The sequence below is a fragment of the Kitasatospora sp. NPDC093679 genome (assembly GCF_040683455.1).
GTDB classification, from domain to species: Bacteria; Actinomycetota; Actinomycetes; order Streptomycetales; family Streptomycetaceae; genus Kitasatospora; species Kitasatospora arboriphila.
In genome coordinates this window covers 1-11204 of sequence record NZ_JBFBDW010000100.1, presented here as the reverse complement: position 1 = coordinate 11204, position 11204 = coordinate 1, and the positions used below count along the sequence as shown (strand labels likewise).

11 protein-coding genes are annotated in these 11204 nt (G+C 73.5%); all 11 read right to left on the bottom strand.

The window, feature by feature from the left end; genetic code table 11:
- Positions 1-84: 84 nt before the first annotated feature.
- Positions 85-1323 carry a 3-phosphoshikimate 1-carboxyvinyltransferase gene (gene aroA / locus AB0O09_RS38155; RefSeq protein WP_363550272.1) on the bottom strand — a complete coding sequence of 413 codons (1239 nt, stop codon included), beginning with the start codon at positions 1321-1323 and terminating at the stop codon, positions 85-87.
- Positions 1320-1790, bottom strand: coding sequence for a type II 3-dehydroquinate dehydratase (locus AB0O09_RS38150; protein WP_363550269.1), 471 nt, complete (start codon positions 1788-1790; stop codon positions 1320-1322). The genes aroA and AB0O09_RS38150 overlap by 4 nt, the downstream gene beginning before the upstream one ends.
- 13 nt (positions 1791-1803) lie before the next feature.
- Positions 1804-2964 (bottom strand): prephenate dehydrogenase, encoded by a 1161-nt coding sequence (locus AB0O09_RS38145; protein ID WP_363550274.1) that lies wholly within the window; start codon positions 2962-2964, stop codon positions 1804-1806.
- The gene (gene aroH / locus AB0O09_RS38140) at positions 2964-3338 is read right to left on the bottom strand and encodes a chorismate mutase (protein WP_363550266.1); all 375 of its coding nucleotides are present in this window, start codon (positions 3336-3338) and stop codon (positions 2964-2966) included. The genes AB0O09_RS38145 and aroH overlap by 1 nt, the downstream gene beginning before the upstream one ends.
- Positions 3338-4732: a class II 3-deoxy-7-phosphoheptulonate synthase gene (locus tag AB0O09_RS38135; RefSeq protein ID WP_363550263.1), complete on the bottom strand. Its 1395-nt coding sequence runs from the start codon at positions 4730-4732 to the stop codon at positions 3338-3340. Before AB0O09_RS38135 ends, aroH begins: the two co-directional genes overlap by 1 nt.
- 185 nt (positions 4733-4917) lie before the next feature.
- Positions 4918-6165, bottom strand: a complete 1248-nt coding sequence (locus AB0O09_RS38130; RefSeq protein WP_359979884.1) for a multidrug effflux MFS transporter — start codon at positions 6163-6165, stop codon at positions 4918-4920.
- 129 nt (positions 6166-6294) lie between these two features.
- A complete protein-coding gene (locus tag AB0O09_RS38125) occupies positions 6295-6933 on the bottom strand; it encodes an NAD(P)H-binding protein (protein WP_359979886.1) in 639 nt (212 codons plus the stop codon).
- A 46-nt stretch (positions 6934-6979) separates the two neighbouring features.
- Positions 6980-7780, bottom strand: coding sequence for a class II aldolase/adducin family protein (locus tag AB0O09_RS38120; RefSeq protein WP_363550258.1), 801 nt, complete (start codon positions 7778-7780; stop codon positions 6980-6982).
- A 38-nt stretch (positions 7781-7818) separates the two neighbouring features.
- Positions 7819-9366, bottom strand: coding sequence for an FAD/NAD(P)-binding protein (locus tag AB0O09_RS38115; protein ID WP_363550255.1), 1548 nt, complete (start codon positions 9364-9366; stop codon positions 7819-7821).
- Positions 9367-9526: 160 nt separating this feature from the next.
- On the bottom strand, positions 9527-10564 hold the full coding sequence (locus tag AB0O09_RS38110) for a hypothetical protein (protein ID WP_363550252.1): 1038 nt from the start codon (positions 10562-10564) through the stop codon (positions 9527-9529).
- 21 nt (positions 10565-10585) lie between these two features.
- Positions 10586-11083 carry a flavin reductase family protein gene (locus tag AB0O09_RS38105; protein ID WP_344622137.1) on the bottom strand — a complete coding sequence of 166 codons (498 nt, stop codon included), beginning with the start codon at positions 11081-11083 and terminating at the stop codon, positions 10586-10588.
- Positions 11084-11204: the final 121 nt, after the last annotated feature.

Sequence of the window (11204 nt, the reverse complement as noted above, 5' to 3'; positions counted from 1 at the left end):
CACCTCCCGGCCGAAGGCTGGGAGGTGCCCCCACGCGCCCCTGAGGTGCTCTCCGCAGTTCCCCGCGCCCCTGCGGGCTCTTCGTCAGGCGAAGAGGCGGGCGAATTCGGTGTGGAACTCGGGGAAGGTCTTGTCGACGCAGGACGGGTCGTCCAGCACGATGCCCGGCACCCGCAGGCCCAGGACGGAGAAGGACATCGCGATCCGGTGGTCGCGGTGACAGTCGACGAGGCCGCCGGAGACGGCCCCGGGGTGCACGGTGAGCCGGTCCGGGCCCTCCGTCACCTCGACGCCGAGCCGCCGCAGGTTGCCGGCGACGGCGGCGATCCGGTCGGACTCCTTGAACCGGGCGTGCCGGATGCCGGTGACGGTGATCGGCCCGTCCGCGAGCGGTGCGACGGCCGCCAGCGTCATGAAGGTGTCGGAGATGTCGCCCATGTCGACCTCGAAGCCGCCGCGCAGCCGCCCCGTCCCGGTCACGGTGGTCCCGTCCTCGCCGATCTCCACCTCGGCGCCTGCCCGCCGCAGCACCTCGACGAACCGCAGGTCGCCCTGGAGGCTGTCGCGGCCGAGTCCCGGCACGGTGACCGACCGGCCGGTCACCGCCGCCGCCGCGAACACGTACGAGGCGGTGGAGGCGTCCGGCTCGATCCGCAGGTCGGTGGCCCGGTAGCCGCCGGTGACCCGCAGCCGGCCGTCCGGCCCCTCCGCCACGTCGGCGCCGAAGCGGCGCATCAGCGCCACCGTCATGTCGATGTAGGGGCGGCTCACCAGGCCCGCCGCGTGCACGGTGAGCGGGCTGCGCATCAGCGGGGCGGACAGCAGCAGACCGGTCAGGTACTGGCTGCTGCTGGTGGAGTCGAGGGCGATCTCGCCGCCCTGCAGTCCGGTGGTGCGGACGGTCAGCGGCAGCCGGCCGCCGGGCCCGGCCGTCACTTCGGCGCCGAGCCGCACCAGGGCGTCGACCAGCGGGCCGAGCGGGCGCGCCCGGAGCTGCTCGGTGCCGTCCACCTCGAACCGGCCGAAGCCGGCCGCGGCGAGCACCGGCAGGAAGCGGGCGGCGGTGCCGGCGTCCTCGCACCAGATGCGGGCGCGGCCGTGCGGGCCGCGGCCGGTGCCGTGCACGACCCAGTCGTCGTCCTGCTCGTCCACCCGCACGCCGAGCGCCTCCAGCGCCCGGCGGAAGGCGACGGTGTCGGCGCTGACCAGCGGCGCCCCGAGCCGGCTCGGGCCGAGGGCGGCCGCGGCCAGCAGCAGGGCCCGGTTGGTGATGCTCTTGGAGCCCGGGATGCGGGCGATCGCCCCTCGGGCGGCGGTGGTCACGCGATGGCTCCTCGGGGTTCCGGACGGGCGCCCGCCCCGGCGAGGCGGGCGACGGCGTGCAGCGCGAGCCGGTAGGAGTCCGTCCCGAGGCCGGTCACCGCGCCGTCGACCACGTCGGACAGCACGGAGACCCGGCGGAACGGCTCGCGCGCGTACGGGTTGCACAGGTGCACCTCGATCGCCGGGGCACGGCGCAGCGCGAGCGCGTCCCGCACCGGGTACGAGCAGTGCGTGAACGCGGCCGGGTTGAGCACCAGCGGGGCCGCCTCCTCGGCGACCCGGTGCAGCCAGTCGACCAGTTCCGCCTCGCTGTCGGTCTGCAGCACGACGGCCCGCAGGCCGAGCTCGGCGGCGGTCTCCTGGCAGACCCGGACGAGTTCCGGGTAGGCGGCGCGGCCGTCCCGGCCCGGCTCGGTCAGACCGAGCCGGGCCAGGTTGGGGCCGTTGAGCACGTAGACCAGCGTCACTGCTGCTCCTTCGTCAGCTCGGCACGGAGACGCGGTCCGCGGTGCTGCGGTCCCGGTTCTCGGCGCCGGCGGCGCGGTTCGCGTAGACCGGGCGGATCCGCTGCACCGTCCAGTTGGCGGCCAGCAGCCGGTCGGCGAGCAGGCCGGCCGCGTCGGTGGCGACCACCAGCTCGACCAGGCCGCTCGGGCGGCCGGTGGAGTGGTCGATCGACACGTCCTCGATGTTGACGCCGGTGTCCTGGACGGCGGCGAAGAGCCGCGCCAGTTCGCCGGGCCGGTCGCCGATGACCACCGGCACCAGCGCGCCGCCCGCCGTGCCGGGCTTGCCGGGCAGCCGGGCCCGGCCGGCGTTGCCGCGGCCGAGCAGGTCGATCACCCGGGTCATCTCCTCGGCCCGCTTGGCCGCGTCGACCTCGGCGAGGCCGCGCAGCGCCCGCACGGTGGCCGCCAGGTCCTCGGCGAGTTCGCTGAGCACGTCGGCGACGGCGGTGGCGTTGGACTCCAGGATGTCGCCCCACAGCCCGGGGTCGCCGCCGGCGATCCGGGTCATGTCGCGCACCCCCTGGCCGGCCAGCCGGGACGCCTCCTCGGGGGCGTTCTCCAGCCGGGCGGCCATCAGCGCGGCGACCACGTGCGGCGCGTGCGAGACGAGTGCCACCGCCCGGTCGTGCGCGTCGCTCTCCATCACCACCGGCACCGCGCCGCACATGGCGACCATGGCGAGCGCCCGGTTGAGCGTCTCCCGGGAGGTCATCTCGCAGGCGGTCAGCACCCAGGTGCGGCCCTCGAAGAGGTTGGCGCAGGCGGCGAGCGGCCCGGACCGCTCGCCGCCGGCCATCGGGTGGCCGCCGACGAACAGGGACGGGTCCGGGGCGCCGCCGAGCACCGCCCGCTCGGTCTCGTGCTTGACGCTCGCCACGTCGGTGTAGGCGTGGGCGAGGCCGCGGGCCTGGTGGTCGGCCAGCACCCGGCCGACCGCGCTCGGCGGCACCGCGATCACCGCGATGTCCACCGGCTCGTCCGGCGGGCAGTCCACCCCGCCGCCGAGCGCGACGGCGGTGCGGACGGCGTCCCGGTCGGTGTCGATCAGGTGCACCAGCACCCCGCGGCGGCTCAGCGCGAGCGCCACCGAGGTGCCGATCAGTCCGGCCCCGACCACCGCGGCGGTACGGATCACCGGGCACCCGCCATCGGCTGCGCCAGGTCGGGGCGCAGGGCCCGGGCGCCGCCGAGGTAGACGTGCCGGACGCGGTCGCGGGGCAGCGGGGTCTCGGCGGTGACCAGCACCCGGACGGTGCGCGGCAGGCCGCCGTCGACGTCCATCTCCTGGGCGCACATCAGCGGCACGTCGGTCAGGCCGAGGTCGCGGGCGGCGCGGGCGGGGAAGCCGCTGCGCAGGTCGGGAGTGGCGGTGAAGAGGATCGAGACCAGGTCGTCGGGGACGAGCGAGTTCGCCTCGATGATCTCCTGGAGCAGCAGGCGGGTGGCGTCCATGACCTCGGCCGGGTCGTCCCGGTCGACCTGGATCGCCCCGCGGACGGCGCGCATCAGCGCACCGCCTGGACGGTCCGGACGCCGGCGGCGGTGCCGCGGCCCCGGTACATCTCGGCGACCAGGAAGGCCAGGTCGAGCGACTGGCTGCGGTTGAGCCGCGGGTCGCAGGCCGACTCGTACCGCTGGTGGAGGTCCTCGGCGACCAGGGCGTGGCCGCCGCCGACGCACTCGGTGACGTCGTCGCCGGTGATCTCGACGTGGATGCCGCCCGGGTGGGTGCCCAGCGAGCGGTGCACCTCGAAGAAGCCGGCGACCTCGTCCAGGACGGCGTCGAAGCTGCGGGTCTTGTGGCCGGTGGAGGCGGTGAAGGTGTTGCCGTGCATCGGGTCGCAGACCCAGGCGACCTGGGCGCCCTCGGCGGTGACCTTCTCGACCAGCCGCGGCAGCAGGTCGCGGATCTTCTCCGCACCCATCCGGGTGATGAAGGTGAGCCGGCCGGGGACGCGCTTCGGGTCGAGCCGGTCGATCAGGGTGAGCGCCTCGTCCGCGGTGGTGGTCGGGCCGAGCTTGACGCCGATCGGGTTGTTCACCTTGGAGGCGAACTCCAGGTGGGCGCCGTCCAGTTGGCGAGTGCGCTCGCCGATCCACAGCATGTGGGCGGAGACGTCGTAGCGGTCGTTGGACCGGCTGTCGAGGCGGGACATCGCGCACTCGTAGTCCAGGATCAGCGCTTCGTGGCTGGTGTAGAACTCGGTGCGGTGCAGCTCGGTCGGGTCGACGCCGCAGGCCCGCATGAACGAGAGGGCGGAGTCGATCTCCTCGGCGAGCCGCTCGTAGCGCTGGCCGGCCGGCGAGGTGCGGACGAAGTCCTGGTTCCAGGAGTGCACTTCGCGCAGGTCGGCGTAGCCGCCGGAGATGAACGCGCGGACGAGGTTGAGGGTCGCGGCGGAGGAGTTGTACATCCGCAGCAGCCGCTGCGGGTCGGGCACCCGGGCCTCGGCGTTGAACGCCAGCCCGTTGACCGAGTCGCCGCGGTAGGTCGGCAGGGTGACGCCGTCCCGGGTCTCGGTGGGCTGCGAACGCGGCTTGGAGTACTGGCCGGCGATCCGGCCGACCTTGACCACCGGCACCGAGGCGCCGAAGGTCAGCACGGCGGCCATCTGCAGCATGGTCTTCAGCTTGGAGCGGATCTGCCCGGCGGAGACGCCGTCGAAGGTCTCCGCGCAGTCGCCGCCCTGCAGCAGGAAGGCCTCGCCGCGGGCCACGGCGGCCAGTCGGGCGGTCAGGTTGTCGCACTCCCCGGCGAACACCAGCGGCGGGTAGGTGCGCAGTTCGTCGCAGACCCGCTCCAGGGCATCGGGGTCCGGCCAGTCCGGCTGCTGGGCCGCGGGCAGGGTCCGCCAGGACTCCTCCCGGGACAGGACGTCGGTCGAGGTTGCGAACGGCATAACGATCTCCGGCTCGTGAAATGGGACGCGGTGCGGCAGAGCGTGCGAGGCGATCGGGGCGCAACGCCCGTACTTCAGTGGTTCCGGGGGAGCGGGGGCTTGCACGGTGGTGCGGGTGGTGCGGGTGGTGCGGGGGAGAGCGAGGGGCCGCCCCGCCGGGACGGGCCCGGCGGGGCGGCGGAGGATCAGGCGTGCGCGGCCTGCTCCGAGCGGGCGTCCGCCCCGGCCGCCGGGGCCGGTGCGGCCGCGGCGCGGGTCAGCGCGGCGAAGGAGAGCAGCGCGCCGCTGCCGAGCACCGCGATGACGATGCCCATCGGCACGGCCGTGCCCTCGCCGGCCAGGCCCACCAGCGGCACCACGGCGGCACCGATGATGTGCTGGGACAGGCCGAGCAGGGCCGCCGCGGAGCCGGCCGAGTCGCCGTGCTCCTGCAGGGCGAGCGCGGTCGCGGTCGGCATGACCAGGCCGACGCTGGAGACCACCACGAACAGCGCGACCAGCAGCGGCACCAGGCCGCCGTCGGCGAGCACCGTGACGAGCAGGCCGAGGCCGCCCACCGCGGAGCCGGTCAGGCCGATCGCGAGCAGCGGGCGCGGGCCGGTGCGGTGCACGATCCGGCCGCAGATCTGCGCGCAGACCACCAGGCCGGCCGCGTTGACCGCGAACACCGCGCTGAAGCCCTGCGGGGACATGCCGTGGATGTCCTGCAGCACGAACGGCGAACCCGCGATGTACGCGAACATCGCCGCGAAGGCGAGGCCGCAGGCCAGGTTGTAGCCGACGAAGACGCGGTCGGAGAGCAGCCGGCGGAAGACCGGACCGGTCGCCTTCAGGCCGCCGGTGCGCCGCCGCTCCACCGGGTGGGTCTCCGGCAGGCCGACGGCGACCACGACGAGCAGCAGCGCGCCGAGGACGCCGAGCAGGGTGAAGACGCCGTGCCAGGAGGTGAAGCGCAGCAGCTGGCCGCCGGCCACCGGGGCGAGCACCGGCGCCAGGCCGGTGATCAGCATCAGCAGCGCGAAGTACTTGGCGGCCGCGGCGCCCTCGTGCTTGTCGCGGACGACCGCGGCGGCGATCACGATGCCGACCGCGCCGCCGAGGCCCTGGATCGCGCGCAGCGCGACCAGCAGCCAGATGTTCGGTGCGACGGCGCACAGCAGCGCCGCCACGGTGTAGACGCCGAGGCCCCACAGCAGCGGCTTGCGGCGGCCGGCGGCGTCCGAGATCGGGCCGGCGAAGAGCTGGCCGAGGCCGAGGCCGAGCAGGCAGGCGGTGAGGCTGAGCTGGCCGGCCGAGGCGCTCGCGTGCAGGTCGTGGGTGAGGTCGGGCAGACCGGGCAGGTAGGTGTCGTTGGACAGCGGACCCAGCGCGGTGAGTGCGCCCAGGATGGCGACGACCGCGCCGCCGCCCTTGGCCCTGGCGGTGGATGACATGGTTTCGGGTTCCCTCCGGAGTGGTGGCGCGCCTGGCGGTCGGCGGGGGCCGGCGGCCGGGCGGGCCGGTGGTGCTGATGCGGGGTGCGGACCGCCGGGTGGGGGCCGTCGGTCCGCCGGTACGCGGTGTCAGTACGCGACGGAGACCCTGGTCCGCAGGGCCCGTCCGCCTTCGAGCTGGTCGACGAAGGCGACCGCGTAGTCCGGGATGCTGATCCGGGACCGGCCGTCGGCGTCGACCAGCAGGTCGTCGCCGCTCAGCCGGTAGGCCCCGGTGCGCTCGCCGGGCTCGATCAGCTTGGCCGGCGAGATGTACGTCCAGTCGAGGTCGTCGACCTCGCGGTAGCGGCCGAGCGCCTCGATCTGGGCGAGGGCGTTGGCCTTCCACAGCTCCGGGAAGTGGGGGTCGTCCACGACGCGGGTGCCGTCGGGGGTGCGCAGGCTGCCGGCGCCGCCGAGCACCACCAGGCGCTTCACGCCGGCCTTGCGCAGGCCGGCGACGAGCCCGTCGGTGGCGCCGAGGAGGATCGTCCGGTCGTCGTCCGCGCCGATCCGGGGGCCGACGGCGGAGGCGACCGCGTCGTGGCCCCGGACGAGCTCGGCCACCTGCTCGGCGTCGGCGACGTCACCGGCGACGAGCGGGACGGCCGAGCCCGCGCCGGTGCCGCCGGAGCGGGTGACTCCGGTGACCTCGTGACCGCGGGCGACGAGCTCCTCGGCGATCGCGGCGCCGATGTTCCCGGTCGCTCCGAACAGCAGAACCTTCATGACCACTCCTCGTGTGGCAGGGGTGTGCGGTGTGCCCGACGGGTCGTCACTCGTCGAGCAGGTCGGGCTGCTCGTGGACGATCTCGTCCCAGAGCAGCTGGAAGCTGAAGCGGCCCAGCTGGGCGTCGCCGAAGCCGGCGCCCGCGGAGAGGGCCTGCTCGTGGCTGAAGCTCTTCGGGGTGCCCGCGGCGAGCGCGAGCAGCTGGACCTCGGCGCAGCTGTCGAAGGTGAAGAACCAGTGCACGGCCTCCTCCAGCGAGCCGCCGACCGTGATCAGGCCGTGGTGCTGGAGCAGGATCGCCCGGTTGTCGCCGAGCTTCTGCGCGATGTCCTTGCCCTGCTCGACGGCGACCGAGGGGCCCTCGTACTCGGTGTAGAGCACCTGCTTGCCGTAGAAGGCCGCGGACTCCTGGTCGATCGGCTCCAGCAGCCGGCCGAGCGCGCCGAGCGCCCGCGAGTGGGCGGTGTGGCCGTGCGCGGCCGCCTCGGCGTCCGGGTTCATGTCGTGGATCGCGGAGTGGATGACGAAGGCACTCGGGTTGACCTTGTGCCGGCCCTCCACCACCGTGCCGTCGGAGTCGACCAGGATCAGGTCGCCGACGGTGACCCGCTTGAACGAGACGCCGAACGGGTTGACCCAGAAGTGCCCGGGCAGCTCGGGGTCGCGGACCGATATGTGGCCCGATATGCCCTCGCCGAAGCCGTACTTGCCGAACAGCCGCAGCGCGGCGGTGAGCCGCTGCTTGCGGTACCGGCGCTCCTCGGCGGCGGTGGCGAACTGCGCGTCGCCGGGCAGCGGCAGGCCGGTGGCGGTGTCCGCCAGGTAGCTCGGGGTGGTCGTGGTCACGGGGGTGCTCTCCTTGGCTCTGGACTCGGGGCGCCGGGTCAGGCGCTCTGCAGGACGCGCTCGGCGCGCAGGCCGGCGATCCGCTGGGAGTGCGCGAGGACGGCACGGACGATGTCCTGGCTCCGGTCCACCAGCGAGGGGATGCCGAAGGTGAAGAACAGCGTCCCGGCCGCGATGTTGCCGAGCGCGTACCAGCGCGGTTCGGGCCGGCCCTCGACGGCGAGCCGGCTGGTGGCGCGGGCTATGTGCAGGCCGCCGTGCGGGTGGCGGTCGGCGAGCCGGTTGCGGGTGAGCGAGTTGACCAGCGGGGCCGCGGCGAGGGGGATCTTGCCCTCGGAGGCGTTGACGGCGTTGATCACCACGTCGGCCCGGAAGGCTTCCTGCTCGGAGGTCTCGACGGTGTAGCCGCCCTCGGGGCCGGCCGCGATGTCCTGCAGACCGGAGACGATCTGCAGCTGGCCCTCGTCGGCGAGCCGCAGCAGCTCGGTGGCGCTGCTCGGCGGCATCGGGCAGCAGAGGCTCATGATCGTCCGGTAGTGGGTGCGCAGCAGCTCGACCTTGTCGCGCTCGGAGAGCAGCGGCCAGATGTCCGGGCCGGTGTCCGGCACCGCGCGCTGCAGGATCCGCAGGCCCAGGTCGGGCGAGTCCACCTCGGAGAGCTGGCGGCGCAGCCGTTCGACCGGGTGCTCGCGGTGCGCGCCGGTGATCTCCTCGATCACCGCGGTCAGGTCGGCGCCGGCCTCGGCGAACTCCTTGCCGATCAGGTCGGCGATCTCCTGGAGGCGCAGGCTGGTCTGACGGCGCGACAGCCGCTGCATCTTCTCCGGGGTGACGTGCTTCAGGTCGAAGTGGACCGGCTTCTGCCGGACGCCGGGCAGCATGCCGCGCCGCGAGAGCAGGCTGATCCGGCCGCGGTGCCCGCGGGAGGCGAGCGAGATGATGATGTCGACGGCGGTCAGGCCGCTGCCGATCACGGCGACGTGCTGGTCCGGGGCGACGGACTGCAGCTTCTGGGTGATCGGGTACGGGTCGCCGATGAAGTTCCCGCTGCCGGTGAGCCCGTACACGTCCTTGGGGCTGTCGCCGCCGACGCAGAGCACCGCGTAGTCGAAGGCGCGCACCCGGCCCTCGTTGGTGCGCAGCATCGCGCGGCCGGCCGCCAGGTTGGCAGAGGTGACGGACTCGCTCACCAGGTCGACCCGCCAGCCGCGCAGGCGCAGCTTGGCGAGGGCGGCGTGCGCGGTCTGCTCCAGGTACTCCCCGTACTCGGTGCGCGGAGCGAAGCGGGCGCCGGCCTTGGGGTCGAGGCCGGTGGTGCCCTCGGGCAGGCCGAGGATCCGGTCCCGGGTCATGAGCCACCGCTCGAAGTGCCGGTCGTCGCCGGCCCGGACCGACATGTCGTCGGGGGTCGCGTTGACCTTCACCGTGGTGGTGTCGGACTGGTACGCCCGGCCGCGCCACAGGTGCGGCGACGGCTCGAAGACCGTGAGGTTGCCGGGTGCGGTGTCGCGTTGGGCGAGGGCGTCGATCAGGCAGACCGCCGAGGCCCCGCCTCCGATGACTGCGAGTGAGATCGCCGATGACATGTCAGATTCCTGCCACTCGTGGATGTCCGGCGCCGTCCATGCGCTGTCTCCTCCGCGTATCCGAACGGCCTGTGGGTGCGGCCCGGCACCGGGGGTGGGGATGGCCCCCGGTGCCGGGCTCCGGGGGCAGGGCGGGGGAGGGCCCTGCCTGGTCGATGGCTCAGCTGTGCTGGTAGTTCTCCATCGAGACGGTGTAGTCGCCGCGGTTGGCGCGGTACTTGATGCAGTAGTCCTTCGGGTACCAGCCGGCCACCTGCCAGGACTGCGGCTGCTTGATCGGGAAGCACCCGCTCTGGTTGGCGCCGGTGGCCAGGCCCTCCAGGTACGCCTTGGTGATCATGGGCTCCAGGAAGCTGATCTTCGCGTCGTAGGCGCCGTAGATGAACGTCTGGGTGAACGTCTGGCCGTGCCACTCGGGGGAGCTCTGGTCGATCAGGTGGTTGCCCATCGCGACCTCGGCCACCCCGTTGTCTATGTAGCCGGAGGGCATGTACTGCGACGGGATCGGCTTGGTCGCCGTGGCGAAGTCGTCGCAGTTGATCGCCAGCGCGCACGGGCCCGGGCGGATCGCGTCCCGCTCGGCCTTCGGCTGGACGTAGAAGTGGAAGTCGAAGTGCGGGAGGTCGTAGATGCCCGCGGGGCCGTGGCCCATGGTGTTGTAGTTCAGCAGCGCCCACTTGTACGGGATGTCGGGCGTGCTGGTGAGCGCGGTGGGCAGGTCGAGCGGACGCTCGTGGCCGCCCATGCACTCGGTGTGCTCGTCGATGACGCCGTTGCCGTTGATGTCGTAGCAGTGGTGCTGGTCCGTCATCGTGGTCGGCAGGTTCTGCAGCATCGTCTTCGGGAAGACGAAGCCCATCGAGATCGGCTTGCCGTTCGGCTCCTGCTGGGCGTAGGTGCGCACGTTGCCGTTGCCCAGGGCGCTCGGCGTGCCGTACGAGGCGCACGGCCCCAGGTACGACGGGGTCGCCTGCAGCACCGGGTCGACGGCCACCTTGGGCAGGGTGACGTTGAACTCGGCGGTGGTGCTGGTGTTCCCGGTCAGACAGACCTTCACCGGGGTGGTGTCCACCGCCGTGCCCGCCGCGCTCGCCGAACCGGCGGCGGGCGAGATCAGGGCGGCGGTGCCCAGCAGGGCGGCCGCGGCGGAGGAGGCGATGAGGGATCTCTTGTACGTGTTCTTCTTCGGCGTGCTCATGGTGGTGCGATCTCCGTTGTCTCAGGAACGGGTGAGTTCGAGGGTGTGGAATCCGCCCTGGAGGAAGATGAGCGGAGCGGTGGAGTCGGCGGCGCCGAGCCGCACGACCTCGCCGATCACCATCACGTGGTCGCCGATCACCAGCTCGTCGCGGTAGGCGACCTCCATCCAGCCGGCCGCGTCGAGCAGCAGCACACCGGTGGCGTCGCCGAAGCTGTGGGCGGCCTCGGACAGCGAGACCTGGCGCGACTCCGGGTCCTTGGCGAAGGCGCGGGCGTGGCTCTCGGACTCGCCGTCCAGGATCGAGACGCCCCACACGCCGGCGGTCCGCAGGTCCGCGAGGAACCGCGAGTCGTGCCGGAAGCAGAGCGTGATGATCGCCGGGTCGAGCGAGACCGAGGTGAGCGAGTTGACCGTGATGGCGTCGTGCCGCCGGCCGTCGGCGCCGTCCGTGTAGGTGCTGACGACGCAGACCCCGGTGGCGAAGTGACGCATGACGCTGCGTAGATCGTGGTTCATTACCGCCTCCTGTGAGCGGAGGGCGGGGGGGGGGGGCGGGGCGGGGCCGCCCGCGGCGGGGCGCGGGGGGGGGGGCGCCGGCCGCGGCGGCGGCCCCCCAGCGGCGGGTGGCGCCGGTGGG

Bases quoted from the DNA above. Each gene is read 5' to 3' on its own strand.
- AB0O09_RS38105 (WP_344622137.1), bottom strand. From the start codon at position 11,083: ATGAACCACGATCTACGCAGCGTCATGCGTCACTTCGCCACCGGGGTC.
- AB0O09_RS38130 (WP_359979884.1), bottom strand. From the start codon at position 6,165: ATGTCATCCACCGCCAGGGCCAAGGGCGGCGGCGCGGTCGTCGCCATC.
- AB0O09_RS38135 (WP_363550263.1), bottom strand. From the start codon at position 4,732: ATGCCGTTCGCAACCTCGACCGACGTCCTGTCCCGGGAGGAGTCCTGG.
- AB0O09_RS38115 (WP_363550255.1), bottom strand. From the start codon at position 9,366: ATGTCATCGGCGATCTCACTCGCAGTCATCGGAGGCGGGGCCTCGGCG.
- AB0O09_RS38125 (WP_359979886.1), bottom strand. From the start codon at position 6,933: ATGAAGGTTCTGCTGTTCGGAGCGACCGGGAACATCGGCGCCGCGATC.
- aroH (WP_363550266.1), bottom strand. From the start codon at position 3,338: ATGCGCGCCGTCCGCGGGGCGATCCAGGTCGACCGGGACGACCCGGCC.
- AB0O09_RS38110 (WP_363550252.1), bottom strand. From the start codon at position 10,564: ATGAGCACGCCGAAGAAGAACACGTACAAGAGATCCCTCATCGCCTCC.